General features: G+C 45.0%; 19 protein-coding genes and 1 other annotated feature. Of the genes, 14 read left to right on the forward strand and 5 right to left on the reverse strand.

Translation table 11 applies throughout. The annotated features are described in order from the left end of the window. The first annotated feature begins 18 nt into the window (after nucleotides 1-18). Nucleotides 19-729: an SDR family NAD(P)-dependent oxidoreductase gene (locus tag MKY87_RS29455; RefSeq protein WP_340967331.1), complete on the forward strand. Its 711-nt coding sequence runs from the start codon at nucleotides 19-21 to the stop codon at nucleotides 727-729. A 261-nt stretch (nucleotides 730-990) separates the two neighbouring features. Further along, nucleotides 991-1,461, forward strand: a complete 471-nt coding sequence (locus MKY87_RS29460) for a GNAT family N-acetyltransferase (protein WP_340967332.1) — start codon at nucleotides 991-993, stop codon at nucleotides 1,459-1,461. Nucleotides 1,462-1,756: 295 nt separating this feature from the next. Here MKY87_RS29460 and MKY87_RS29465 read toward each other — a convergent pair whose 3' ends face one another. Then, nucleotides 1,757-3,274, reverse strand: coding sequence for a sensor histidine kinase (locus tag MKY87_RS29465; protein WP_340967334.1), 1,518 nt, complete (start codon nucleotides 3,272-3,274; stop codon nucleotides 1,757-1,759). Further along, nucleotides 3,274-3,957: a response regulator transcription factor gene (locus MKY87_RS29470; protein WP_036670730.1), complete on the reverse strand. Its 684-nt coding sequence runs from the start codon at nucleotides 3,955-3,957 to the stop codon at nucleotides 3,274-3,276. Before MKY87_RS29470 ends, MKY87_RS29465 begins: the two co-directional genes overlap by 1 nt. Before the next feature lie 225 nt (nucleotides 3,958-4,182). Between MKY87_RS29470 and MKY87_RS29475 the strand changes: the two genes are divergently transcribed. The 6 genes from MKY87_RS29475 (at nucleotide 4,183) to asd (ending at nucleotide 11,602) form a co-directional block, all read left to right on the forward strand. Next, on the forward strand, nucleotides 4,183-6,342 hold the full coding sequence (locus MKY87_RS29475; RefSeq protein ID WP_445669470.1) for a glycosyltransferase family 39 protein: 2,160 nt from the start codon (nucleotides 4,183-4,185) through the stop codon (nucleotides 6,340-6,342). Between the two features lie 240 nt (nucleotides 6,343-6,582). Then, nucleotides 6,583-7,569 (forward strand): glycosyltransferase family 2 protein, encoded by a 987-nt coding sequence (locus MKY87_RS29480; protein ID WP_036608414.1) that lies wholly within the window; start codon nucleotides 6,583-6,585, stop codon nucleotides 7,567-7,569. Continuing rightward, on the forward strand, nucleotides 7,562-7,954 hold the full coding sequence (locus MKY87_RS29485; protein WP_340967338.1) for a GtrA family protein: 393 nt from the start codon (nucleotides 7,562-7,564) through the stop codon (nucleotides 7,952-7,954). The genes MKY87_RS29480 and MKY87_RS29485 overlap by 8 nt, the downstream gene beginning before the upstream one ends. Nucleotides 7,955-8,011: 57 nt before the next feature. After that, nucleotides 8,012-8,884 carry a UTP--glucose-1-phosphate uridylyltransferase GalU gene (gene galU, locus MKY87_RS29490; protein WP_340967341.1) on the forward strand — a complete coding sequence of 291 codons (873 nt, stop codon included), beginning with the start codon at nucleotides 8,012-8,014 and terminating at the stop codon, nucleotides 8,882-8,884. Between the two features lie 148 nt (nucleotides 8,885-9,032). Then, nucleotides 9,033-9,878 (forward strand): class I SAM-dependent methyltransferase, encoded by an 846-nt coding sequence (locus MKY87_RS29495; protein WP_339784092.1) that lies wholly within the window; start codon nucleotides 9,033-9,035, stop codon nucleotides 9,876-9,878. Between the two features lie 191 nt (nucleotides 9,879-10,069). Next, nucleotides 10,070-10,346, forward strand: a binding site (T-box leader). A gap of 170 nt (nucleotides 10,347-10,516) precedes the next feature. Further along, entirely contained in the window at nucleotides 10,517-11,602 is a 1,086-nt protein-coding gene (gene asd, locus MKY87_RS29500; protein ID WP_074094892.1) for an aspartate-semialdehyde dehydrogenase, read from the forward strand. Between the two features lie 257 nt (nucleotides 11,603-11,859). Here the strand turns inward: asd and MKY87_RS29505 are convergent, their stop codons facing one another. After that, nucleotides 11,860-12,378: a MerR family transcriptional regulator gene (locus tag MKY87_RS29505; protein WP_047842784.1), complete on the reverse strand. Its 519-nt coding sequence runs from the start codon at nucleotides 12,376-12,378 to the stop codon at nucleotides 11,860-11,862. A gap of 172 nt (nucleotides 12,379-12,550) precedes the next feature. Between MKY87_RS29505 and MKY87_RS29510 the strand changes: the two genes are divergently transcribed. Further along, on the forward strand, nucleotides 12,551-13,402 hold the full coding sequence (locus MKY87_RS29510) for an aldo/keto reductase (RefSeq protein WP_340967345.1): 852 nt from the start codon (nucleotides 12,551-12,553) through the stop codon (nucleotides 13,400-13,402). Nucleotides 13,403-13,522: 120 nt separating this feature from the next. Here the strand turns inward: MKY87_RS29510 and MKY87_RS29515 are convergent, their stop codons facing one another. Further along, a complete protein-coding gene (locus MKY87_RS29515; RefSeq protein ID WP_036608400.1) occupies nucleotides 13,523-14,491 on the reverse strand; it encodes a bile acid:sodium symporter family protein in 969 nt (322 codons plus the stop codon). 141 nt (nucleotides 14,492-14,632) lie between these two features. Here MKY87_RS29515 and MKY87_RS29520 point away from each other — a divergent pair, with 141 nt between their 5' ends. The 5 genes from MKY87_RS29520 to MKY87_RS29540 all read left to right on the forward strand — a co-directional run bounded on the left by MKY87_RS29520 (nucleotide 14,633) and on the right by MKY87_RS29540 (nucleotide 22,956). Next, entirely contained in the window at nucleotides 14,633-15,103 is a 471-nt protein-coding gene (locus MKY87_RS29520) for a DUF6376 family protein (protein ID WP_162158960.1), read from the forward strand. Nucleotides 15,104-15,430: 327 nt separating this feature from the next. Then, a complete protein-coding gene (locus MKY87_RS29525; protein WP_133384598.1) occupies nucleotides 15,431-16,186 on the forward strand; it encodes an SDR family NAD(P)-dependent oxidoreductase in 756 nt (251 codons plus the stop codon). Nucleotides 16,187-16,690: 504 nt separating this feature from the next. Beyond that, complete coding sequence (locus tag MKY87_RS29530) at nucleotides 16,691-17,488, forward strand: sulfite exporter TauE/SafE family protein (protein ID WP_339784089.1); 798 nt, start codon at nucleotides 16,691-16,693, stop codon at nucleotides 17,486-17,488. 187 nt (nucleotides 17,489-17,675) lie between these two features. Beyond that, nucleotides 17,676-20,057, forward strand: a complete 2,382-nt coding sequence (locus MKY87_RS29535; protein WP_340967346.1) for a polyprenyl synthetase family protein — start codon at nucleotides 17,676-17,678, stop codon at nucleotides 20,055-20,057. 271 nt (nucleotides 20,058-20,328) lie between these two features. After that, nucleotides 20,329-22,956 (forward strand): PAS domain S-box protein, encoded by a 2,628-nt coding sequence (locus tag MKY87_RS29540; RefSeq protein WP_340967348.1) that lies wholly within the window; start codon nucleotides 20,329-20,331, stop codon nucleotides 22,954-22,956. 135 nt (nucleotides 22,957-23,091) lie between these two features. Here MKY87_RS29540 and MKY87_RS29545 read toward each other — a convergent pair whose 3' ends face one another. Then, nucleotides 23,092-24,858 (reverse strand): ABC transporter substrate-binding protein, encoded by a 1,767-nt coding sequence (locus MKY87_RS29545; protein WP_339784086.1) that lies wholly within the window; start codon nucleotides 24,856-24,858, stop codon nucleotides 23,092-23,094. Nucleotides 24,859-25,108: the final 250 nt, after the last annotated feature.

The following is a 25,108-nucleotide window of genomic DNA, read 5'->3' on the forward strand; positions in this document are numbered from 1 at the left end:
ATGGAAAGAAGGATTCGCATGAAAAAAACTGTTTTTGTAACCGGAGCAAATAAAGGAATTGGATATGAAATCGTCAAGCAGTTGGGTGAAGCGGGTTGGAAAGTTATTCTTGGCGCACGTAGTGTCGAACGGGGGGAAGCAGCTGTTTCCGAGTTAACTTCCAGGGGATTAGACGTAGAATTTCTACAGCTTGACATGACTGACTTGAATAGCATCCAGCAGGCAGCCGATACGATTCAGAAGACTTATCCCGAGATAAACCTTTTGATCAATAACGCCGGTATGCCTGGTGCTTTCTCTCATTCCTTCACGGATACAAAAGAGGAAGATCTGCGGAACGCATTTGAAGTGAACTTTTTCGGCACCTTCCGTTTGAATCAGCGATTGTTCCCGTTAATCAAAGATAATGAAGGCACAATCATTAATGTATCAACCGACATGGCTTCTCTGGACCATATGCAAAATGCGGAATTTACTTTAAACGCCTTCGACTATAATTCATCCAAAACGGCCAACAGTGCAATGACACTTTCGATGGCTTATGAAGTTAAAAACAGCAGGGCTCAAGTCTTTGCAGTAACACCCGGATTTACATCAACAGATCTTAATGGCAATGCCGAAGGCGGTAAATCCAAAGAAGCCGGCGCTGCGATTATCGTGCGCTATGCGACGGATGGCAAACGCCATAACGGAGAATTCCTAGATGAGAATGGCGTATACCCTTGGTAATCCACCGTTCATACTGGATAATCTTGTCCGACGGATGATAGCGTAATGTTAGATGAAGTTTTTGCTTGGTTCCGTTGCTTAGATATCAAGGAATATGAGAATACAACGTCGAATAAAAAAATAAGTTAGTTTTATCTTGTTTATATGCTGTAAATGAAACAAACACCAAACGTAGACGAACATCTTTCTTGTACTAAGTTAACGGAGCATGTACTATAAATCGTATTTCTAACAAGTGTATCAATCGGAGGTATATATTTAATGGAGGTTTCATTATACAAAGCAGATTTAAAAGATGCAGTGACTGTTCATGAAATGAAAATCAAAGCATTTATGCCTTTGTTGGAAAAATATCAGGATTTTGAAACAAGCCCCGCCAATGAAACCGTAGAAAGAATTATTACTCAAATCAATCAATCTTTTACAGATTATTTCATAATTCATCATCTTGAGGTTGCTGTTGGTGGAATTAGAGTCGTGAAAAAAGATAATCAGATCTATAGTATTAGCCCAATTTTTATACTGCCAGAACATCAAGGAAAAGGAATTGCTCAAAGGGTCTTTACAATGGTTGAGCAGATATATGAGGATGCAAAGTTATGGAAATTGGGTACCATCTTACAAGAAAAAGGAAACTGTTATTTGTATGAAAAGATAGGCTACAAAAAAACGGGTGTAACAAAAGCAATTAACGACGAAATGACAATGGTATTTTATGAAAAGCATTTATAAGCATCAAATCCTTGAATAAGACGCCTCAGATTCGTTAGCCTGAAAGCGCGAAAGGCTGAAACCAACTGGGTTACTACTCTATACTCTACACTCTATCAATCAGATACAAAAAGAATCCCCCTTTCATTCCTCAACCGAAATGAGTGGGGGATTCGTCATGCAATGAGAAAGCCGAAATTAAAATAGAAGAAAAGCATCGTTTGGAGAGTTTGACTAGAGCATGAGTAATGATCAAGTAGATCTTACGTAGAGCTGCTTATAGCCAAATTATACCTACTTGCAGCCGACGCTCTATTTAGACATCTGCCTTATACAGCGGGATCAAAATCATAAATTCAGTTCCCGAGCCTACCTGACTTCGTACAGTAATTTTCCCACCATACGACTCCACAATCGAGCGGGTAATGGCTAGACCCAGACCTGCACCCCCTTGTTTGCGCGAACGAGAACTGCTTGTGCGGTAAAATCGCTCAAAGATATGGGGCAGATGTGCAGGTTCAATGCCTGTACCATTATCCTTTACTGACAATTCAGCCTTATGGTGTGTGGCATACAACGTTATGGAGATGGCTCCATGCTCTGGATCGGTGTGCTGCACCGCGTTATGGAACAGATTCAGTACAACCTGCTTCAGCTTGTAAGGGTCAGCAAGTACATGTACCTCAGCCGTCAGGTCGAGATGAACGGATCTTTGCTGAGCCATCATGGCAAGTTGTGGTTGCATTTCGAGCAGCAGACTGTCGAGCTGAATGACTTCCCGCTCCTGTTTCGGAGCCTGATCCAGCTTGGTCAGGAGCAGTAAATCTTCAACCAGCTTGTTAATGCGTACGGATTCGCCGTGCATACTGTCCAGTGCTTTATACAATTGATCTTGATTGGTCGCTGCACCCCGCTGTAGAACTTCAATGAAGCCGTGTATGGAGGTAAGCGGGGTACGAAGCTCATGTGAAGCATCGGACAAGAAACGCTGCATCCGCTCTTTCGATTCCCGTTCAGCTTCAAACGAGTTCTCCAGTCTTTCAAGCATACCATTGAATGAAACGGCGAGCTGATCCACTTCCTCTTGTCCCTGAACGACGGGAAGGCGTTCTGCGAGGCTGCCTGCATCGATCTGCTGTACTTTATTCACCATGTTAGATAGAGGAACCAGCGTCCGGCGTAATACCTTAGTGTATAGAATAAGACCGGCGACCATGGCCAACAGCGATAACATGAGGAAGATCAGAAGCTGTTTAATAATCAAGTCTCTAAGTGGCTTCGTGGCCGTTCCCATCTGGACCATCGGTAAACCGCGATTGCGTGGACCGGGTGAAGCGAATACAATCAATTGCTCATTCCCTTGGCTATCCGTGACGATCCGGTAGGGAATGTGTTTTTGTTCTTTTAACTCATCTGTAATGTCCTGATATTCAACGGTTGATAGATGAGGGGCCTTCAGACCGTCTTCCCCAAAAACATCCTCGAACGTACCTTGGTTATCAAACAGGGCCAGTGAACGGTCAGGAATAAACAGCACCCGATTACCAGAACCGTTTCCTGCCTGTCCACCAAAAGGATTGTTGGAAGATCCGCTACGTGACTGGATTCCGAGCCAAACTGGGGGCATGGACATGAGCTGTTCTTCCATGGTTTTTGCCTGATTCCGGTAGAGAAAGCTTTCCATGATCCAGAATTGCAGGATACCGATTAACAATAACAGCCCAGCAAGCACGAACAGAGAACGTGAGAGCAATTGAGATCGTAATGAACGAGGCCAGATCCATTGGTGCAGACGTCTTAAACGAAGTTTATTTTTCTTACGCAGCGAGTACATCAGAGATCCACCCTGTATCCCACACCCCGAAGCGTGCGAATGAGTTTATGCTCTTTATCACCGAGTTTGTCGCGCAAGGAACGAACGTAAACCTCCACAATATTTTCTTCCCCGCCAAAATCATACCCCCACACCCGGCTTAGAATAGTCGCTTTGCTAAGTACAATCCCATGATTTAGCACAATAAATTTTAACAGTTCGTATTCGGTAGGAGATAGCTCCAGGACCTGATTCTGATAGGTGATTTCTTTGCGCTGATCATCAATTCGGAAGGGACCGTGGGTGACGGCTCCTATTAATAAAGGAAATTGATTACGCAGTCTGGCCTGAATCCGGGCGAGCAGCTCGTCAAAGGCAAAGGGTTTGATCATGTAATCGTCAGCACCTAACCAAAGGCCCTTAACCCGATTCTCGACTTCATCCTTCGCTGTCAGCATAATTACGCCAACCTCGGCACCGGTCTTACGCAGCCGCTCGACCACTTCGAATCCATCCATCTCTGGCATCATGACATCCAAAATAGCCATATGTGGCTTGAATTCAAGCGCCAACTCAAGCGCAGCCGCTCCATCCGGTGCTGTACGCACATCGAAGCCTTCATTGCTTAATCCAAGTTCCAGAAATTGCAAAATATGTGGTTCATCATCTGCCAATAGTATTTTAATTCCGCTGCTAAGCTTCATAATGTACGTTCTCTCCCTGCTTGATCCATCTAGACTTCTCCCTCGCTTCGGAGGGACTGTATGTTGTATTATCGCTTGCTAAACTGAAATTTAGCTGAAAGGATTGTGAATTATCCTCAGACAACATTCAGCGGGCACTCATCCCAGTTTTATTTTGGCATGTCACAATACTAGACATGAAGAACTTTGAAGGAGTGATTAACATTGAATAACACCAAAAGAAGGATGGATCTTGTCCTTCTGCCGATTGTATTACTGGCGGCATTTCTGAATGGGTACGGTATCTGGAACGATCAATATGCCAATTCCTATTATACGACTGCCGTTGGGAGTATGCTCAGCAACTTCCATAACTTTTTCTATGCTTCACTCGACTCGGCAGGCTCGGTCACTGTAGATAAACCACCTGTTGTCTTCTGGATCCAGACGGCCTTTGCCTATGTCTTTGGATTGCACGGATGGAGCGTTATTTTGCCGCAGGTATTAGCGGGAATCGGTTCGGTGCTCCTGATCTATTTCATGGTGAAACCTACATATGGACTTGCAGCAGCACGAATCTCGGCACTTGCGATGGCAACTGTGCCTGTTGTGGCGGCAGTCAGCCGGACCAACAATATTGACAGCATGCTGGTGTTTACACTATTGCTGGGTTCATGGTTTTTGTTCAAAGGCAGCAAACAAGGCAGTGCTTGGCGCATTCTGGTTGCTTTTGGGTTAATAGGCGTAGCCTTTAATATGAAAATGCTTCAAGCCTACATGGTACTCCCGGCTTTTTACTTGTTCTATCTGCTTGCATTTCAGGCGAAATGGAGAAGGAAGATCATCCTGCTGATCGGCAGCACAGCGGTTCTGGCGGTCGTTTCCTTATCCTGGGCGGTCACTGTGGATTCTATACCCGAAGACGAGCGGCCTTATATCGGCAGCAGTGAAACTAACTCGGTCATGGAACTCGCTTTTGGATACAATGGTCTGGCTCGCCTAACGGGTCAGCAGAATACCGCAGGTAACGCAGGTATGCCAAATGGTATGGGACAGGGAAATAATCGTGGCAATCGAGGAGACTTGTCTTCAGGCCCTAATCAGACAGGCAGTGGTGTTCCTGGCGCTGGGCAAGATGTCAATGCACAGGATAACGATAATATGAATGGTTCGAATGGCACAAACGCCATGGGTGGCATGAATGGGCCGAATGGCAATTTCCCGAACGGGCAGATGCCAAATGATATGGAAATGCCGAACGGAAGAAATTTCGGCGGAGGCATGGGCGGAATGTTTGGAACAGGGGAAAAAGGTCCTCTGCGTCTGTTCCAGACTGAACTGTCAGGTCAAGCTAGCTGGCTTCTGCCAGTTGTGCTGCTTGGATGCATTGCTATATTTGCAGGATTAAGACGGAGAAATATAACCAACAAGCACAAGGAGGCCTTGTTCTGGCTGGCATGGCTGCTTCCTGTTGCTGCTTTTTTCAGTGTGGCAGGTTTCTTCCATCAATATTATCTGATTATGCTTGCACCTCCAATAGCGGCGCTGACTGGTGCAGGATTTGTAGCGATGTGGAAGTCATATCGTGATCGCGATGGATGGCAGGCATGGTTGCTTCCGGTGTCCGTGCTGCTGACGACTCTGTTTGGCTGGTATATCATGCAGGTGTATAACGAGACGATTGGTGCAGGCTGGTCCATTAGTGAATTGATCGCAGGCATTCTGGTTACGGTCATCCTAATCGTTATGCTTCATCGCACACATCAATGGAAACAGGGCTTCATTATCGCGGGATTCATGGTGATGCTGATCGGTCCAATCTACTGGGCATTCACCCCAATTACTTACGGTGGTAACAGCATGATCCCGGCAGCAGGGCCCACCGGTTCCAATGGTATGTTTGGTGGAGCAGGAATGGGTATGCCGATGGGTAACGGTGCAGGAGACACAGAAATGCCTACAATGGGTGGCCGTGGCGGAATGGGTAACCGTAACGAAGAAGTGGATACAGCCACACTGAATTATCTGAAAGAGCACAATACAGGCGAAACGTATCTCTTTGCCACTACGGACTATAATCAGGCAGCACCTTATATCATCGATGAAAGAGCAGCGGTCATTACACTTGGAGGTTTCTCCGGCTCAGACCCGGTATACACAACAGAAAAACTTGAGCAACTCGTCAAGAGCGGGCAAGTGAAATACTTCATGGTTGGTGGCATGGGTGGCCGCGGAGGGAACTCGGATATTAGCGATTGGATCAAAGAGCACGGAACCGAGATTCCGACGTCAGAGTGGAAGACAGGTACGGACAGCGGATCCATGGATAACGGTGACACGGAGAATGAATTTGGATTCGGGTTCGGATTCGGCGGACAGTCCACCTTGTACGAAGTGAAATTATAGCTATATAAATTGAACTTATCATTTAAACGATAACGGAGAGGACAGAAAAAACCTGAAAAAGCGAAGCGTTCGCCTTTATCCCCGGATTTTCCCTTTATAAAAGGAATCAAAAAAATCTGGGGATAACAGCGATTGGAAGGTTGTTCTGTCATCGAAGTATGCAGTGTAAATAATCTTTAGTCCAATTTGTATAGAATGAAAATCTCGAACGAAGTCCATTGGAAAAGGGAGGGGACAAACATGGCTCACGCGTACCGATACAGCATTATTATTCCCATGTATAACGAGGAAGCGGTGATCGAGGAGACTTATCGGCGTCTGAAGAAGGTCATGGGCAGCACGGGAGAGAGCTATGAACTGTTGTTTGTCAATGATGGAAGCGTGGATCGAAGTGCACAGATGATCCGTGATTACGCCCGTTGGGACGAGAGTGTGAAGCTGATCGATTTTGCCCGTAACTTCGGACATCAGATTGCGATAACAGCGGGTATGGATTATGCAGTGGGGGATGCGGTGGTTATTATTGATGCGGATCTGCAGGACCCTCCCGAACTGATACTGGATATGATCGCCAAATGGAAAGAGGGTTACGAAGTCGTATATGCACGTCGCACCAGAAGAAGCGGGGAAACTCGCTTCAAAAAATGGTCGGCAAGTCTGTTCTATCGTGTACTTCGTGCCTCAACGGATACGGATATCCCGGTAGATACCGGAGATTTTCGCCTGATTGACCGCAAAGTATGTGATGAGATGAAACGTCTTCCGGAGAAAAATCGGTTTGTGCGCGGTTTGGTCAGTTGGGTCGGATTTCGTCAGACTGCGATTGAATATGAACGTGATGAACGTCTCGCAGGCGAAACAAAATATCCGCTGAAACGCATGCTGAAGCTAAGCCTGGATGGCATTACTTCATTTTCGCATAAACCGCTCAAGCTTGCAGGTTATGTAGGTGCGATCCTGTCGGTAGGTGGATTCATCTACATGTTAACCGTTATTGGTTCGGCCATCTTTACGGATTCAACGATTAAGGGATGGCCCTCCATTGTGAGCATCATGCTGATGTTTAACGGATTCATCTTGATCATGCTGGGCATTCTGGGCGAGTACGTTGGCCGAATCTATGATGAGACCAAGGCGCGTCCGCTATACATTGTGAGAGATGTGGTTCAGGCCGAGGGCCAGCAAGCGCAATCCCGATTGACAGCCCGAGTTGCTCATCATGACTAAACGTCTAGTTACACTTTTCAAGTTCGGTATTGTGGGTGTTGCAAATACGGCAGTGGATGCGGTGATATTTGCTTTGCTTGCAGTGATCGGTGTACCGGTTCTGATGGCTCAAGTAATCTCGTACAGCTGCGGCGTTGCGAACAGTTATTGGCTGAACGGCAGGTGGACTTTTCGAGATACGGCGCGAGGGGGCGGCGATAGAGCGAGACTTGTTCGTTTTCTAATCACCAATCTCATCGTTCTCGCGTTATCTGCCCTCATTCTGATGACTTTGCACGACATGCTGGGTTGGAGTCTCGTGATGAGCAAGATCCTGGCGACCTTGATGGGGATGGTTCTGAACTATATGGCCAGCAGATATTGGGTGTTTCGTATAGCTACTTAGCTGCCCAGAGTGTGCATTATTGGTTATAAGCAGCAAATGAAAGGAGTGTATGATGATATGCGAATTAAAAAAGCAGTTATACCGGCAGCGGGTCTCGGAACCCGTTTCCTGCCAGCAACCAAAGCACAGCCCAAAGAGATGTTACCGATTGTAGACAAACCGGCCATCCAATACATTGTTGAAGAAGCAGTACAATCAGGCATTGAGAATATCCTCATTGTGACCGGACGCAACAAAAAATCCATAGAAGACCATTTTGATAAATCGGTTGAACTTGAACACTCTTTGTATGCCAAGGGCAAACAGTCTTTACTGGAAGAGGTGCAGGCCATCAGCGAGATGGCAAATATTCATTTTATTCGTCAAAAAGAACCGCTGGGTCTGGGGCATGCCATTGGGTGTGCACGGCAATTTGTAGGCGATGATGCCTTCGCTGTACTGCTTGGAGATGACATTATGGTGTCTGATCCGCCTGCACTTGCACAGATGGTTCATCTCTATGAAAAGACAGGCAACCAGATCATTGGTGTCCGTCAGGTAGACGCGGCAAATGTGAGCAAATATGGCATCATTGATTCGAATGGTGCAGAGGACCGGGTTCACCGAGTCACCAATCTGGTCGAAAAACCATCCCTTGCAGAAGCACCATCCCGGACAGCCGTAATGGGACGATACATTCTGAAACCTTCCATCTTTCCTATTCTGGATCAGATCGAGAGAGGGGCTGGAGGGGAATATCAGTTAACGGATGCCTTGAAAGAAGTGAGTCAGGTGGAGGAACTGTTGGCCCTTGAACTGCAGGGGCGCCGCTACGATATTGGTGATCAATTCGGATATATTCAGGCGATCTTGGAGATCGGACTAATGCGCAAGGAATTACAGCCCATGCTGACCCCCTATCTTCAGAAGCTTGCAACCCAGTGGGCCTAGAAATTGATATGTAGCAGAGGTTTATATCTGCTGTAGGACGGTGCCTCCTCCGTGCCATGGTTCTGTCTAGACTCCAGCATTGTACATTGCTTCCTGTAACGCTACAATGAGCAAGAAGTTTAAGTTGCTCTTTGAGGGGTGAGGAATCATGAATGAATCTATCATCAGAGACCTTATTAAGTATATGGACGTAGAGGACAACGCCGCCATTCAGTATATTCAGACTGAGCATCGGATGAAACTGGGCCTCTTTTGGGGGATACAGGAAGGCAGCCGCGTTCTGGAAATCGGGTGTGGTCAGGGAGATACAACGGCCGTACTTGCACATCTGGTGGGGGAGCACGGGTACGTTCATGGTGTAGATATTGCACCAGAGGATTATGGTGCACCGCTGACCGTAGGCGAAGCGGCAGCCAAGCTGCGGAGATCTCCGCTGGGTGATCGAATTCGAATGGATTATGATTACGACATTTTAAGTGATCAAGCCCAATTCTCCGAGAATGAGTTTGATGTGATTGTGCTATCCCATTGTTCTTGGTACCTGAAATCGTTTGACGAACTCGCCCAGATTCTTACCAAGGTTAGGACGTGGGGACATCAGTTATGTTTCGCAGAATGGGATGCACGAGTTACAGATGTGAGCCAGCTCTCACATTGGTTATCCGTTCTGATTCAGTCTCAGGTTGAATGTTACAAGGAGAACAGCTTCTCCAATGTGCGCACGCTTTTTACACCGGAGGATATCCAAGAGCTTGTGTCTGCGGCAGGCTGGACGATTAAGAACGAGACTTCAATCCACTCTCCTGAGTTGCAGGACGGTCGCTGGGAAACCGAAATGACACTGGCAGAAGCGCCTGTGGAACTGCAAATGCTTCCGATCCCGGACAAAGTGAAAACACTTCTTCTTTCCGAACTGAAATTACTTAAGACACATCATGTCTCGGGGCCTGGGAGTCCACTAGGAACGTATGCGATGGTTGCCAAAAAACAGTAAGGAAATAGCTATTTGCAGTATATTATAATAAAAACGTCTATCACGTACTTTTCACAGAAGACAGACCGCATTTAGCTGAAATTTTTCTTGTGATAATTGAATGGTTCAGCTCCGCTGGAAACATATAAATTCCATGATCTAAAAAAATGTGTTTACTTCATCACGGTAATTTTGATATTATAATCGCAATATCAAATGCGACGAAGAGACGAGTAGATAAAAATCATTCTTTCAAAGAGAGCTCCGGCAGCTGAAAAGGAGTAAAGAACTTTTTATTGAATAAAGACTCAGAGCAGCACATCGGAACTTAGCGTTAAGGGATGATGTGACAGGAGCTCCTGTTACAGAGCTAGAGTATGAACGGTCTACAGCTAGCAACATGGTTGTAAACCTTTACTTGAAGAGGCGGATATGGTGACATATTGGCGAATCTGGGTGGTACCACGAGAGTTCAATCTCGTCCCTGAGACTATTGTCTTGGGGATGGGATTTTTTGGTTTTTCCAGGGCTGTGACTACACGCTTTGGAATTGCCTGAATAGTGTTAATTAGGAAGTCAAATTTCATAATACGTTTTTAGTGAGTTATGAAATTGATCAAAGAGAAGAATCACTTAAACCGAAAGGAAATGATGATTGAATGTCAGCAAAATTGAAAGTTGGTATCGTCGGAGGAACGGGAATGGTGGGTCAGCGTTTTGTGGACCTGCTCGATCAACATCCATGGTTTGAAGTAACAGCTATTTCTGCAAGCGCCAATTCTGCAGGTAAAACATATGAAGAATCCGTACAAGGCAGATGGAAACTCGCAGTTCCTATTCCGGAAGCTGTGAAGAAAATCGTTGTTCAGGATGCTTCCCAGGTCGAAGCTTTTGCCAGCCAGGTTGATTTTATTTTCTGCGCGGTTGATATGAAAAAGAATGAGATTCAAGCGCTCGAAGAAGCTTATGCCAAAACAGGAACACCTGTAGTGTCCAACAACTCCGCTCACCGCTGGACAGCAGATGTACCCATGGTAATCCCTGAGATTAACCCGGGACATCTGGATGTGATTGAAGCTCAACGCAAACGTCTGGGCACAAAAACCGGATTCATTGCTGTAAAACCAAACTGCTCGATTCAGAGCTATGTGCCTGCACTGCACGCCTTGCGTGAATTCAACCCGACTCAGGTTGTCGCTTCCACATATCAAGCAATCTCGGGAGCAGGTAAAAACTTTACGGACTGGCCAGATATGCTCGATAATGTCATTCCATACATCGGTGGCGAAGAAGAGAAGAGTGAGCAGGAACCACTGCGGATCTGGGGTAGTATCGAAAATAATCAGATCGTCAAAGCATCGGCTCCATTAATTACAACCCAATGTATTCGTGTACCGGTAACGGATGGACATCTGGCGACCGTGTTTGTAAACTTCGAGAAAAAACCAAGCAAAGACGAAATTTTGGAGCGGTGGTTGCAGTTCAAAGGTCGTCCGCAGGAACTGGCTCTGCCAAGTGCACCAAAACAGTTCATTACGTATTTTGAAGAAGAGAACAGACCACAGACAAAACTGGATCGTGACATCGAACGCGGAATGGGTGTCTCCACAGGCCGACTGCGCGAAGATTCACTCTATGACTACAAATTCGTTGGATTGTCCCACAACACGCTCCGTGGAGCAGCAGGTGGTGCGGTTCTGATCGCAGAACTACTCAAAGCTGAAGGATATATTCAGCCGAAATAAGCATAAAGGCATCATGAGCAGCAGATTTCTGAACAGGATATTTCATGAAAAACCATCACTTGTTGATGGTTTTTTTGTATTGTGAACAGGGACCAGAAAATGGGCAGGAATAGATTAAAGAGATTCCAGCAGAGGGTTGTAGTGGCGAAAAACGCCGACAATGTTGTCGGCGTTTTTTACTCAGGCTCATTTAGGTATACATAATGTAAGAAGTATCCTATATGTTTAGAACATACGTGAGCTATATCATGTGAAGTTTAGGATACTATGCTAGTTTGCTGCTTCATAGCAGCTGCTGGGCACTGAGCCGAAACCTCAGCTTCAGGAAGACTGCGACTTTTTAAACGGGATGCAGGACAACTCCCTTCTTCGTCACGCTTGGTTTCCCAATTGACCGGGTTGGTCATATCCGGGATGCGCTGCTCCAAAATGGCCTGATATTGACGTGCTTTCTCTTCCAAATGGGCTACGCGGCTCTTGGCCTCTTCAAGCTGAATCAGCGCCGCTTCCTTATACTCCATCATAAGTGCGAATCGCTGCGAAACGGTTGAATCACCTTCGAGGCAGAGATCGACGTATGTTTTAATATTTTCAATCGGTAAACCTGTCTGCTTGAGGCATTTGACGCCATGTAGCCAATTGATGGATTCTTCATCAAACACCCGAATATTATTTTTATTGCGTTGAATGCTCGGAACCAAGCCTTTATCCGTGTAAAAGCGAACAGCGTGCTCTGTGAGTCCCGTAAGCTGGGCAGCATCCTGAACAGTATACATATGTACTCCTCCTTCAAAAAAAATATTGGAGACCGCTTGACTTCGTGTAAGACGAAGGAGCTAGGGTTATTGTAACGCAAGTCGGCCGGAAGTGGAATCCTCGCTTCGTTGCTGAATTTCAGGAATACGTGAACACTTGCGATTCACAATTGAACCATAGGAGGAATTGAATATGCAAACTGTAACCTTGAACAATGGAGTGAAAATGCCGATTATTGGCTTTGGTGTCTACCAGGTTCCCGATGCTGATGAATGTGAGAACACGGTATATGAGGCGCTGAAGGCCGGTTACCGCCTAATTGATACCGCTGCCGGTTACCTAAACGAAGAAGCGGTTGGACGTGCAATTAAACGCAGTGGCATAGCGCGGGAAGAACTTTTCATCACGACCAAGCTTTGGATTCAGGATGCAGGATACGAAAGTGCCAAGCGGGCGTTTGCCAAATCGTTAAGTAAGCTGCAGCTCGATTATCTGGATATGTACCTCATTCACATGCCGTTTGGTAATTACTACGGCGCATGGCGTGCGATGGAAGAACTATACCGTGAGGGCAAGATCCGGGCTATCGGTGTCAGTAACTTCCTACCTGACCGCCTGATGGACCTCATCGTCCACAACGAAGTTGTGCCTGTCATCAATCAGATCGAAACTCATCCGTTTCAACAGCAGGTCGACAGCGCTGTTTTCATGAAAGAACAGGGGATACAGCACCAGTCATGGTCCCCGTTCGCCGAAGGTCGCAACAATTTGTTCAGCAACGAAGTCTTGGTTTCCATTGCCGACAAACATAACAAATCCGTCGCCCAGGTTGTACTGCGCTGGCTTGTGCAGCGGGATGTTGTTGTTATTCCAAAATCAGTACGCAAAGAGCGGCTTATCGAGAACTTCGATATTTTCGACTTTGTACTAAGCCCGGAAGAGATTGCAACCATTTCCACACTGGATACCAAGGAAAGTCTATTCATGAAGATTGATAATCCTGAAGTTGCCAAGATGCTGGGCAATATGAAAGTGGATTTGTAGCCAGGAACGGATTGCTAGGTTTACGAAACGTAGCAGTATCTTGGCAATAATAGTAACAATAGCAACTCAATGCAAAACGCTGACTAATATGTCGGCGTTTTTAAACATTCCAATATTTTGTTAAGCGGCAGATGTCTTATCCGACTTTTGCAGAAGCTGAGAGCGACGACCGAGCAGATAACCTGTTAATGAAGCGAGCATCTGCTGGAATACCATGCCTAGCACGACCGGTACAGCAACAGGTGGCGGAAAATAAGAAACAGCAAGTACTGCGCCAGCACTGATATTACGCATACCTCCATTGAACACCAGAGCGACCTGATCGGCCTCATTCCAGCCCAGCAATCGGGCGATGAAGTAACTTAGCGCATAACCGAATGATGCCAGGAAAATAATGATGACCGCAAGTCCAGCGAGCTTCCAGTTGAAGTCAGCCAAGTAGGGCGCAACGACAGATCCGTTAATTGCAACAACTGATGCCATAAACAATTTGGATAACGGATTCAACCTCGGTCCCCATACCGGGACAATGGCCCCTTTGGTCCACTCATTCAGAAGCATACCCACCAGCGATGGCACAACAATCATCCAGAACAGACTGCTCATCATGGCTGCTGTATCCAATGTGACACTGGTGCCGATTAACAAAGATAACACTCCGGGCACAACGAAAGGCGCAAGCATGGTATCAATCAGGATGATAGATAGCGTAAGTGCGATATTGCCCCGATAGATGCTGACCCAGATGAAGCTGCTTATTCCTGTTGGAATTACGGCTGCCAGAACAAGGCCTGTTATGGTGTACGCATCTGTAGGGAAGACCAGATGGCCCATACCGAGTGCAATCAGAGGCATCGCCAAATGCAAAATAAACAGACATACAAACAGGGGAAACGGCTTCTTCAGCACGTTCACAAAATCCCGTATCCCAAGACTGATACTTCCAGCGAACGTCATGAACGCAAAAAGCCAAGGGGATAAAAAGGTATAAGAAGAAAGAAAACTCCCGCATAACACGCCAACAATAATGCTGATTGGGGTAATCAGTGGCATGATGCGGTTCAAGCGTTGGTTCAAGGCTTGAAGCATAATCATGACATCCCTTTACCGTGTGATTTTACTATTATACATGTTAATAACGTTGGCTGCAGACCCATTTGCAAAGAAGCAGTCTTAACAGGTATCATGGACTTGGAACAAGGATTCCGATTAGGAGAAGGGGAGATGATCATGTTCATAAGAAAAAGAAAGCACACGTTAATGATGACAGGCCTTATTGCATCAAGTATTCTGCTGATTTCAGCCTGTTCTGTCGTGGAACAAGCGAATCAAAGTCTAAATTATGTGAGTGGGGCTACTGATTATATAGAACAGGTTTCAAACGCCGGGGCTGATCTGCAAGAGCTCGCATCGAGTGCGGTGAATAATCCGGAGATTACAACGCAGATTCAGGAGAAAATCGATCTGATCCAAGCAGAAGCAAGTGAATTTTCTCAGTTGACTGCTCCTGCAATAGGAGAGAGCATTCATGAGAATCTGGTTAGTTACAATACTCAATTAACGGAAGTCGTGGGCAATTTCGAGAATACAATTGCAGAGCAAGGTTTTACGGCAGAAAATTGGGAGAAGACAGGCATTCCTGAACTGATCACGAACATCAATAATTTGAAAGATCCGCTAAGCGGACTTCAGGGTGAATAAGTTGAATTGATCTTAGCACCTTAAGACAATCAGTATGTAATCGAATACTTGAGAAGGGCGAGATATCGGAATGATTGAATTACCGTTATGCTCGCTTTTTTATTTTCCGAAAACGGATGCATATTTAATATCACAGGAGCTAGACTATATCATGTAAATAGGAGATGTATATGACATTTATCTCATATTTATATATGTGAAGATGATCTATGGTTTGACAAGGTCAGGACAGAGGCGTATGATAAGTATATAAGTTAATAAAATATAGTTACTTACTATAAGTTATGAAATGTACCTAAATATATTTTGCCAAAGGAGAGCTGAGTCATGACGGAGCACAATGGAAAAGTGATCATTATTACAGGTGGAGCAAGTGGTATTGGTAAAGAGACAGCACTTCAACTTTCGGATCAAGGTGCGACTATTGTTGTCGCTGACTATAATGAAGACGGAGCCAAGAAGCTTGCGGCAGAGATTGAAGCAGCAGGCGGAACAGCGGGCGCGTACAAAGTGGATGTATCCAAAGGGGACGAGATCAAAGCCCTGATCGACTGGACCGTAGAGCAATATGGTACGTTAAGCGGTATTTTCAATAACGCAGGCATTGGACTTGTGAAGCCTTTTCTGGAGATGGACCCGGAATCCTATCACAGAGTCATTGATGTAGATCAGCACAGTGTATACTACGGCATGTATTATGGCGCGAAAAAAATGGTTGAATTGAATGTACAAGGTACCATTGTAAATACAGCTTCGATCTATGGAAGTGTTGCCGCAGTAGGCAGCTTCAACTACAATGCAGCCAAGGCTGCTGTTGTCATGATGTCCAAATCCGGTGCACTGGAACTTGCTGAGCATGGAATTCGTGTAGTTGGTGTAGCACCTGGCTTTATTGAAACACCGATTCTGGGTGATGACAAAGCCATGAAGGATGCGCTTGCTACTCAACATATGCGTGGAGAGCTTATTCAACCGGAGAAAGTAGCCAGTGTGGTTACATTCCTGTTCAGTGATGCAGCAAGTGCAGTGAACGGTACAACCGTAGCCGTAGATGATGGATTCCTCAGCTTCAAAACCAAATAAAATAAAGTAAGTAACCCTTTTAATCTAAGGGAACTCATCTCAAAAAAAAGAAAAACAGAAAAAAACGGTGCAGAACGATTTATTCGTTTTGCACCGTTTTTGTATTTTCATTATAAAGTAATTGTGGCATATAAGACGGAAATAAGTTTGTCGAATCATCCCGAAATTTCAGAGATCGTGATACAATTAACAAGGTTATAGCTTTTTATCATTTTGTGGTGTCATAGACAATTCGAACGCCGAGAGAGCCATAACTCTCTTCTTTGTAATGACATTGAGAACAAGTTTTGGTCGAGCACAACGCATCGTTATGAACCTGTAATTTTTCGTTGCACTGTGGACATTTATTTTCAAAAAGAGTCTTCAACACGTTAAACATGCTTAATCACTCATTTCGGATTAATTTACTTGGTTTTCATTATAACGGATTATATTCACCTTGTATAGCACTTTTGAGTGGTATCGAGATGAGATTTATATTGCACGAAAGGAAGCGCATAACCGATGGATCTTCTGCTTTTTATCATCATGTTTATACTGGGTCTGGTCGGTTCATTCTTCTCCGGTTTGTTGGGTATTGGTGGGGCCATTATCAATTATCCGCTACTGTTATATGTTCCATCCTGGATGGGACTGGAGCCATTCTCAGCACATCAGGTATCTTCGATTAGTATGTTTCAAGTGTTTTTCGCTTCACTTGCCGGTGTGATTGCATTCCGCAGAAAAGTAAAAACGGGTAGAAGTGGTGGGGCGATCGTTCACCGCGGATTGGTGTTGTACATGGGCTCCAGCATTCTTGCTGGCAGTCTGATCGGCGGGTTCATATCCGGTCATCTGGACGGAAGAGTTATTAATCTGATCTATGGCATTCTGGCGATCATAGCAATTGTTCTCATGCTGATTCCCGGAAAGGGAAAGCTTGATACCTCAGCTCCTTTGGTGTTTAACCGATGGATTGCAGCAGGCACTGCTTTTGCAGTAGGCATTGTATCAGGAATTGTTGGTGCGGGTGGTGCCTTTATCCTTATTCCCATCATGCTGACAATTCTCAACATCCCCGTACGAACAACGATTGCTTCTTCACTGGCGATTGTATTTATCTCCGCCATTGGCGGCGTTATAGGGAAAATTACGGGTGGAGACATTCCGCTAGAACCCATTATATACACGGTGATCGGAAGTCTGCTAGGCGCATCCCTTGGTTCACGGGTTAGTTCGATGATCAATGTGAGGGTACTTCGATATGCATTAATCGTACTTATCGCCATCACAGCGGTCAAAGTCTGGTCATCCATTCTGTAAAATCACGTATATGGGAATGAACAATGACGATTTCGTAACCAAACGGTTGAATCGCCGTATATAGGTTATGAACATGAGCTGAAGCGTTGGATACACGATCAAATGAGTTCAGTTTTCGTCCATGGAGCACCTCATCTCCTTTCATGGATACATGTTTAACATTAATAGAAGTTGAGGTATCCACCCTATGAATAACGTACTAACAGAACAGGCTGATGCAGGATATCGGCTAGCTGAGCAGAAAGCATCTCAGTATTTTACTTCTCTTAGGCAGCAACTTATGGAAAATACGTATACAACAGCACTTACCCAAGATATTCATGTATGGCAAAAGAAACATATTCATCGTTTTGCCTGGCTTTCTCTTTTATCACCTAGCAAAAGAAAACCGGATCCCCGGGATGTTCATAGATATATCCACTGGATGAATACTACTGGTAAGCTGGATGATTACCTGGATCGGAGTATCTCCTATATTTATATGCGAGATCTGGGGCAAGCCCTCAATTCTCCAGATACGCAGGCCCGGATTCAGCACGTTGTTCAGAATACCAAAAAATACTTTATGGGCTCTGCCGCTGGGCGCAAAGGACAGCCTGATTATATCAGTCTGGCTGCGTTGTACCGGTGGGGACAGAAAGAGCACATTGAAACGGCTGTCATCTGGGTAATGAACAAATTAAAAAACGTATCATCCAACATCCCGAAGGAGCTGGATGCAGAGCAGGCGCAGCGGAAGCTCATCAAGATCATTCTCGGCGTGGTCCTTCATGTGGACGATGAGATGAACGAGCAGACACCACCTGAAGAGCGTGCGCGGAGGTTTGATGCGGCGATCAGACTTGGTTATTCGTATGGTTTGACGTATCCATTTGTGGATGACCTGCTGGATTCTCAAGCTTTGACTGTTCAGGAAAAAGAACAATATTCCCTGATGATACGCGATGCACTTCTTACAGGGGTTGTACCTGATCTGGGGGAGTGGAAAGGCAGCAATCTTGAAGTGATTGAATATGTACATTCCGAACTTCGGGAAGCATTTGAGTACATCAAGAACTACCAGCATCCAGAGAAACAGCGGACGTTCTTAGAGCAATCCTATGTCTTTTTTCAGTCGCAGGAGATTGATCGCAGCAAGAAATTAGCCAATGCGAATTATACCAATGAAGAACTGTACATTCCGATTATTATTAAATCTTCCTCTTCCCGATTAATCGTCCGGTCTGTACTCAGTGCGCCAGTGGATGAAGGATTCGATCTGCGGACGTTTTATTACGGGATCTATAATCAGCTGGCCGATGATTTTGCCGATATGTTTGACGATATGGAAGAAGGGGCAGTAACTCCGTATACGTACTATTTGAAGTACCGAGATCTGCGCCCTGATCTGATTAATCCATATGAATTGTACTGGGCAGTCATCTCTTACCTAATCCATGATGTATACAACTCCGACGCCAAAACCCGTGAGGTCATACTGGATCGTGCTATAAACGGTCTAAAGCGTTGTAAAGAACGGTTGGGGCAGCAGAAATATGATGAAGTGATGACAATCTTTGCCTCTGGGCAGCCCGAATTCAACCAACTGGTTCAACAGATGGTGCGAAAAGCAGATGACGTTGATTTCCTCGATAAATTGTTACGGGATCAGGTTGTGCTTCAATTGAAAAATGACAAGCAGGAGAAAGAGGAGTTCAAGCAGACCATTCGAACGGTTCGCGAACAGATTAATGTGGAGTTGCAGATTGCGAAACCAAATGGACTACATGAGATGAAAGAAACATTGATCGATGCAGCCAATTACAGTTTGCAGGGAGATGGAAAGAGGTTACGCCCCATATTAACTTGGGTTATGGGTGTGCGCGAGTATGGTCTACCTGAAACTTCTATCGTTCCGCTGCTAAGATCACTGGAGTACATGCATACCGCTTCCCTGATCTTTGATGATCTGCCTACGCAGGATAATGCTTCGACAAGGCGTGGACGTTCCACGCTGCATCAGGTACACAATAGCGCCACAGCAGAGCTTACTGGTCTGTTTCTCATTCAGAAGGCGATAGGAGAGCAATCCTCGTTGAATCGCTTTGATGCGGCAACTGTGCTCACGCTCATTCAATATTCGGCTGAAAAAGCAGAGGATATGTGTATGGGGCAGGCAATGGATCTGAACTCCAAAGGCAAGGAATTAACACTTGAACAGTTGAACATGATCTGTTTTTACAAAACAGGCATTGCCTTCGAAGCTGCACTGGTCATGCCAGCCATACTTGCCCAAGTGAAGGAATCGGAGATGGCTATGCTGAAAAAGTTCGCTTATCATGCGGGGATCGCCTTCCAGATCAAGGACGACTTGCTGGATTTCGAGGGAAATCATCTCATTCTTGGGAAACCTGCAGGTCAGGATGAGCGGAACAATAATTCAACCTTTGTGTCCATTCTTGGTGATGAAGGCGCGAAGAAAGCGATGTGGGAGCATTATTGTCTTGCTACAGATGCATTGAACGAGATGCCGAAACCTATTCCATTTTTGAGACATCTATTGGATTATCTTGTTGGTCGTGAGCGCTAAACTATTTTTCTCACCATTCCTTACTGCATGTGACTTATAATGATATATAACGACAAAGGTCGGGACTCCAGAGTAGTGGATCCCAGGCCTTTTTTGACTTTATAGACACAATTCTCTTAAAAAGATTTGTTTCAAAAGTTGGATTTCTGGGTATTAAGCAGGTACTGTTGTTTTAAAACTGACTAATTCTTATAGAACATCTTATATCAGGAAAAACGTTAGATTTCGACAATCTTTACATGAAGTTTATATGCCAAAAGGAGAGCTTATAATGCAGGTTCAAAAGGTCGATCATCATGAATTGTTCGAGCAGATCTATAACCAAGCCCCTATTGGAATTGCACTCGTTGCTCCAACAGGACAATGGATGAAAGTGAACCCTGCTTTTTGCTGTATGCTAGGTTATACAAGTGTTGAATTAATGGATCTCACATATCAGGATATTACACATCCGGATGATTCACCACAAGATATGATCTGTAGTTACGAGCTATGTGAAGGTACATCAAAAGAAAATCAATACGAGAAACGTTACATCAATAAAAATGGTGACATCTTATGGTGTTCAATACATGTTTCCTTGGTTCGAAGCGAATTTAACGATGAACCTCTTTATTTCATTTGCCATATTGTTGATATTTCCTATCGTAAACTGTCTGAACAAAAACTTCTACATAGTGAAGAAGTGTTCAAACTTATTACGGACCATGCTCAGGAGATCATTTATATTGCTGATTTAGAGGGCGTTTGTCGGTTCTGCTCACCGTCAGTCCAACAAATATTGGGTTATTCCCCGGAAGAAGTCATCGGCCGAAACAATAATGCTTCCTTTCACCCACAAGATCTGGAACGGATCTCACAGATGGATTTGACTAAAGGTAATCTGTTGAATATTAGAGTCCGCCACAAAGATGGGCATTATCTTTGGTTTGAAACCACATACAAGGTCTTTGGTGATGCGGAGCATGAACAACAGATTCTTACGATTGGACGAGATATATCAGAGCGAAAAAAACAAGAGGATATCAGTGCTGAGGCTGAACGGATTGCCTTAATTGGTAGTTGGGAATGGGATATGGTCAAAGACCATATTACATTTTCAGATCAGATCTTTGAGATTTTTGAACTTGAACGCACCTGCAAACCATATCGTATAAGTGATGTTTTTGATGTTATGAATTCCGAAGATATAGCCTCTATACAAAAACATATTACAGGGGTAAAACAGGGTGAACCGCTTGATTTTGAATACAAACACATCAGTTCTGATGGAAATGAGAAGTATCTTCACTTGCGCGGATTGATTACACTCGATGAGAATCGTCAGCCAATCCAGCTAAACGGAACACTACAGGATATCACTGAACGAAAACGCATCGAATTTAAATTGCAGGAATCTGTGGAGCGATACACTTCGCTTAAGAAATACAATCATGACGCCATTATCTCGTTTAACATGGATGGTAATATTATGAATGCAAATCCAGTAGCGGTGAAAATGACGGGCTGTCCCGTGGCTGAAATGATCGACACAAGTATAAGCAGATTTATCGGAGCCAGTAATCTGGGTCTGATTCTGGGCAGTAATTATGAGATGGCTGAAAAGGAGATCAACGCTGTTCGGCACACGGATGGATCTGAGACAGAAGTCTTGGCTACGCTTGCTCCAATTATTGTTAACCAATCCAATGTCGGGTTTTACCTGATTGCGAAGGATATTACGGAGCAGAAAAAACTACTTGTAGCCAAAGAAACGGCGGAGAGAATGAATAAGGCCAAAAGTGAATTTTTGGCGATGATGAGTCATGAAATCCGCACACCCATGAACGGTGTAATTGGGATGACCGATTTGCTCCTGGATACCCCTGGACTTAGCGGGGAACAAAAGGAATATATCGAAATCATCCAGAAGAGTGGAGATTCCTTGCTTGCCATCATTAATGATATTCTTGATTTTTCCAAAATCGAATCAGGCAAAACTGATCTGGTTGAAGATCCTTTTGATCTCGTAGAGATCGTGACCGAGACAGTGCAAATTGTAAAACCACTGGCTCGTGAAAAAAAGCTGGATGTTCGTATGTGCATAGAAGATGCTATTCCAACTCCGGTGTATGGTGATGCTTATCGACTTAAACAGGTACTTACCAATATCATCGGCAACGCGGTCAAATTCACTTTAGAAGGCGGCGTGGAAGTTAAAGTGGGAGTTAAGGAGCAGTGCAGCAATAACGTGCAGCTTTATTTTCAGGTAAAGGATTCGGGCATTGGCATTCCGGCTCAGAGGAAACAACAATTATTTGAACCTTTCTACCAACTGGACAATTTTATGACCCGCAAACCCCAAGGGACCGGTCTTGGCCTTGCCATTAGCAAGAAACTGGTGGAGCTTATGCAGGGCGAGATCTGGATTGAGGAATCGGATGAACCGGGTACAATATTTATATTTACCGCCCGATTTAAATTAAATAACGGTGAAGAAAACAACAGGTTGGATCAACAGCAGAAGAAGAGCAGAACATCAGCCTTGCGAATTTTAATCGCAGAAGACAATGAGGTGAATCAGCTCGTCCTTAGCAGAATCGTTGAGAAAAAAGGGCACTTTGTGGATCATGTGGCAGACGGTGTTGAGGCAGTCGAAGCGGTCAAACACAATTCGTATGATATTGTCTTCATGGATGTGCATATGCCAAGACTGAATGGCTTCGAAGCGACAAAAGTGATTAAAAATTCTTTGCACCCCGAGAGTTGTCCATACATTATTGCGGTAACTGCAAATGCGTTAAGAGGAGACATGGATAAATGTTTGAAGGCAGGCATGGATGCGTATGTCAGCAAACCGATTAAAATTGAGTCCATTATGCAAGTGTTGGAGACCTATTACATCAAAAATAATCTCTAAATATTAATCTCTGATTGCACTAAAAATGGATCGGCAATAGAGCCGCTAGCTTATCGTCAATAGGCTACCGGCTTTTTTGCTGTTCCATTACGTGGTCCACTCCTGTATGCCGCAGATGCGACTGTGCACAAATCCCTAAGGATTTTTGATCCATAATTTCGAGATGTCCATATATCCGAATTCCGCTGTCTGCATACCGAAGATGCTCTGATCCAGTTCAGCCTGCTTGTTCATGTGACAGCCATGCAAGATCCAGCAGTGATCACGTAGCAAGGCTTCAGCTTCATCCAGGAGCGCAGTACGTTCTGCCCGATGAAGCTTAGCGAAATGATCCAGTTTGTCATCCAGTAGAGACTGGAATGCAGGAGACATACACATATGAAAATGGTTGGACAGGTTTTTGAAAAAATGAATCATGCCGTACTGCCAATCTTCCTCCAGTATCTCTTCAGCGAGGATCAATTGTGCGTTCGTGGTTTCCTCTGAGTTGAAATAATCCACAACGGCTTGCATGCTGATGTTCAGACCGATGGACGCTGCACGGCACTGAAACCACTCTGCAACATCTGTATCCTTATTATGCTTATACGATAATGTTACCGTCTCACCCTGGTACCCACAGTTATGCAGCAGTTCAAGAGCATGCTCAAGAGAGGCAGCGGACCAGTCTTGGGCTGCACTTCTCCAGGGCAGAAAGCTGCTGGCTGGTGTGATCCGATTCCCACCGAGATCTCGGACAAGCGCGACCGAATCATAGACGATACGCAGAGCATGTCGAAATAGGGGATGATGATGGATGCCTTCCTTGTGAAAATTGAACAGCATATACTGACAACCAAGCGCCGGGTAATTGATACTGTTCGTCTGATCACAGCCTGTTGTGACACTCAATCGATCTGTACCCGGTAGCTCATAATAGCGATCATTCGGACTCAGGTCAGGCACAAACCAGAAATGGACTTGATCCAGATGTGGCCTGATTCCGTAGTACGCATCAAAAGCGGTAAGCTCCAGCACATCTTCATTCAGCTCAGAGATCTGAAAAGGACCGGTACCAATTAAGGTATTGGCTACATTGTAATCGTAGGGCAGGATCGTCATCCGAATACAACTGAACAGATGCAAGAAGAACCGATTAGGACGATGTAGAACAAACTTGATGCAGTAATCACCAGCTACTTCCGCACGTTCAATATCCCGATACAACCAGATGGACGGACTATGCACATCAATCAATCGTTGTAACGTCGCTTGAACATCCCGGGACGTCATGACACGTCCGTTGTGGAAACGTACACCTTTTCGGAGATAGAAGGTCCATAGGCGATGATCCTCGCTGCACTCCCACATGTGAGCCAGTGCTGGCAGGAAAGATTCTGTCTTGGCATCATAAGTGATTAATGTATTACAGACCTGGCTCAGCAGATAGGTTTCAAATGCAGTATAAACAAAGGCCGGGTCCAGATCACCTAACTGGCGTGACCTCATGATGCGCAAGATATCCTGACCTGAGGAAGTTTCATCGTGGCTGTGAAATCCCATCTGTTGATGGAGGGAGAGCATGAGCTGTTCTCGCAGTGAATCATGCATCTGAACGTTTCCGATGAGTTCAATGGCGTCTTTCATTTTGCCTTTACCCAAAAGTTCGGTAAAACTCGCTTCCAGCGCCTCATTCATGCTGCGCAGCATCGTTAGCTTCGAATGATGTCCACGACCACGTCCCGGTTGCCAATGGATGAAGCCCAGTTCTTCCAATTTTCTGAGAATGAATTTCACATTACGAGGGGTGCAGCACAGGGCAGCGGACAAGCTATCAATGGTTACAGCTACAGGTTCATGGAGCTTGAATGAAAGCTGTTCGGCCCCGGCGAGCCTTATAAAGTGTGTATGTAGGGTATCCATGGTCATGACTCCTCTATTAAAGGTGAAAAGTGTGATCATATGTTTACACTTTTCTTTCCCCCTTTTATCCTTACAATTATACATTAGAAGAGGTAGTTCAAAAAGTCCGCTTTTGATTACGAAAGATGCCTAAAGGCATCATCAGCATCGAATATGGAATTCAGCCGAAATGTCCGTTGCTCACGTAGTTTTCCCTACGCTCCGCTACTCCATTTCTAGCTTCATCCCATCTTCTCGGTACTGAAAACCG

The sequence above is a fragment of the Paenibacillus sp. FSL R7-0198 genome (assembly GCF_038000415.1).
Classification (GTDB): Bacteria; Bacillota; Bacilli; order Paenibacillales; family Paenibacillaceae; genus Paenibacillus.

What these genes read in the sequence shown, in the direction of transcription:
- asd (WP_074094892.1), top strand. Translation starts at nt 10,517, where the DNA reads ATGTCAGCAAAATTGAAAGTTGGTATCGTCGGAGGAACGGGAATGGTG.
- MKY87_RS29475 (WP_445669470.1), top strand. Translation starts at nt 4,183, where the DNA reads ATGGATCTTGTCCTTCTGCCGATTGTATTACTGGCGGCATTTCTGAAT.
- MKY87_RS29520 (WP_162158960.1), top strand. Translation starts at nt 14,633, where the DNA reads ATGTTCATAAGAAAAAGAAAGCACACGTTAATGATGACAGGCCTTATT.
- MKY87_RS29465 (WP_340967334.1), bottom strand. Translation starts at nt 3,274, where the DNA reads ATGTACTCGCTGCGTAAGAAAAATAAACTTCGTTTAAGACGTCTGCAC.
- MKY87_RS29455 (WP_340967331.1), top strand. Translation starts at nt 19, where the DNA reads ATGAAAAAAACTGTTTTTGTAACCGGAGCAAATAAAGGAATTGGATAT.
- MKY87_RS29525 (WP_133384598.1), top strand. Translation starts at nt 15,431, where the DNA reads ATGACGGAGCACAATGGAAAAGTGATCATTATTACAGGTGGAGCAAGT.
- MKY87_RS29460 (WP_340967332.1), top strand. Translation starts at nt 991, where the DNA reads ATGGAGGTTTCATTATACAAAGCAGATTTAAAAGATGCAGTGACTGTT.
- MKY87_RS29510 (WP_340967345.1), top strand. Translation starts at nt 12,551, where the DNA reads ATGCAAACTGTAACCTTGAACAATGGAGTGAAAATGCCGATTATTGGC.
- MKY87_RS29540 (WP_340967348.1), top strand. Translation starts at nt 20,329, where the DNA reads ATGCAGGTTCAAAAGGTCGATCATCATGAATTGTTCGAGCAGATCTAT.
- MKY87_RS29495 (WP_339784092.1), top strand. Translation starts at nt 9,033, where the DNA reads ATGAATGAATCTATCATCAGAGACCTTATTAAGTATATGGACGTAGAG.
- MKY87_RS29480 (WP_036608414.1), top strand. Translation starts at nt 6,583, where the DNA reads ATGGCTCACGCGTACCGATACAGCATTATTATTCCCATGTATAACGAG.
- MKY87_RS29530 (WP_339784089.1), top strand. Translation starts at nt 16,691, where the DNA reads ATGGATCTTCTGCTTTTTATCATCATGTTTATACTGGGTCTGGTCGGT.
- MKY87_RS29470 (WP_036670730.1), bottom strand. Translation starts at nt 3,957, where the DNA reads ATGAAGCTTAGCAGCGGAATTAAAATACTATTGGCAGATGATGAACCA.
- MKY87_RS29535 (WP_340967346.1), top strand. Translation starts at nt 17,676, where the DNA reads ATGAATAACGTACTAACAGAACAGGCTGATGCAGGATATCGGCTAGCT.
- MKY87_RS29515 (WP_036608400.1), bottom strand. Translation starts at nt 14,491, where the DNA reads ATGCTTCAAGCCTTGAACCAACGCTTGAACCGCATCATGCCACTGATT.
- MKY87_RS29545 (WP_339784086.1), bottom strand. Translation starts at nt 24,858, where the DNA reads ATGGATACCCTACATACACACTTTATAAGGCTCGCCGGGGCCGAACAG.
- MKY87_RS29485 (WP_340967338.1), top strand. Translation starts at nt 7,562, where the DNA reads ATGACTAAACGTCTAGTTACACTTTTCAAGTTCGGTATTGTGGGTGTT.
- MKY87_RS29505 (WP_047842784.1), bottom strand. Translation starts at nt 12,378, where the DNA reads ATGTATACTGTTCAGGATGCTGCCCAGCTTACGGGACTCACAGAGCAC.
- galU (WP_340967341.1), top strand. Translation starts at nt 8,012, where the DNA reads ATGCGAATTAAAAAAGCAGTTATACCGGCAGCGGGTCTCGGAACCCGT.